Genomic DNA, 1028 nt, shown 5'->3' with positions numbered 1-1028 from the left:
CTGGCTTGCTGCCGTCAATGTAGCGGTCTTTTTTCAGGCTTAGAGGCGGCAAACGAGGAATGATAACCGCAGCCACGATACCTGCTAAACAGATAGCTCCGTAGAAAGGTAGGAACAGGTGTTCAAGTTGAACCTGAGCAATAACAACTAAGCTGAATGTGATCGATACCGCTGAGAACGTTGTACCAACAACTGCCGCTTCACGTTGAGTGTAGAACTTGTTTTCGTACTGCTTGCTTGTCAGTAGGATGCCCACACTGCCATCACCCAACCATGATGCCATACAGTCGATCGCACTACGGCCAGGTAGGTTAAATACTGGACGCATTACTTTACTTAATAGCGCGCCAAATAGCTCTAGAAGACCGAAGTTAAGTAGTAGAGGAAGCAGAAGGCCAGCAAAAATGAATACTGCGAATAGCGTTGGTAGAAGACCAGTTAAAACAAGGCCGCCCGTGTTTTCTTCCCAAATCGCTTTTGGACCTACTTGGAAGAACGTCATCAATACCGCAGCACCACCGATTAGGCGAACAACAAGCCAAAGTGGAGACGGGTTGAAAAGTCCGTTTAAGAAACCGTTACGAAGGATCGCTGCTGGCTTGAAAATTTTACAAAGAACAGAAGCGACAGCCATGAAAGCGATAATAGCGGTAACGATAGCAATAAGTGCATCGCCAAGTAAGGCAGGAATGACTTTTGCCATGACTGCAACAGGGATAGTGAGGTCGCCATTGTAAGAAATAGGCGCCATAAACAGTAGAAGACCGATTAGGGATGGAATGAAGAACATCCAAAAGTTGCCCTTAGGTGCTTCAGTAGCATTGGTGTTGTTATGCATAGTTTTCTCGTGTTACTACTAGTCAATACTCGCCATATTCCATGACATAAATATTCACTAAACATCCGTATTTAATCACAGTGATGCGAGGGTACCCGCAAACTGCATCCATTGCAATACTATTCATTAAATACATGTAGTTATTCAGCCGATTTATCGGATAAATTGCCAAATAACGCCATTGTGTATA

Annotated in this window: 1 protein-coding gene; it reads right to left on the bottom strand. The window is 44.4% G+C overall.

The genetic code is table 11. The features are described from left to right. Nucleotides 1-838 (bottom strand): YjiH family protein (locus R7Q47_RS26660; protein WP_318090327.1); only part of this gene is annotated, 838 nt, incomplete at its 3' end. Nucleotides 839-1028 lie beyond the last annotated feature (190 nt).

This window comes from Vibrio sp. Vb0349 (assembly GCF_033338975.1).
This window is presented reverse-complemented; position numbering and strand designations above follow the sequence as displayed.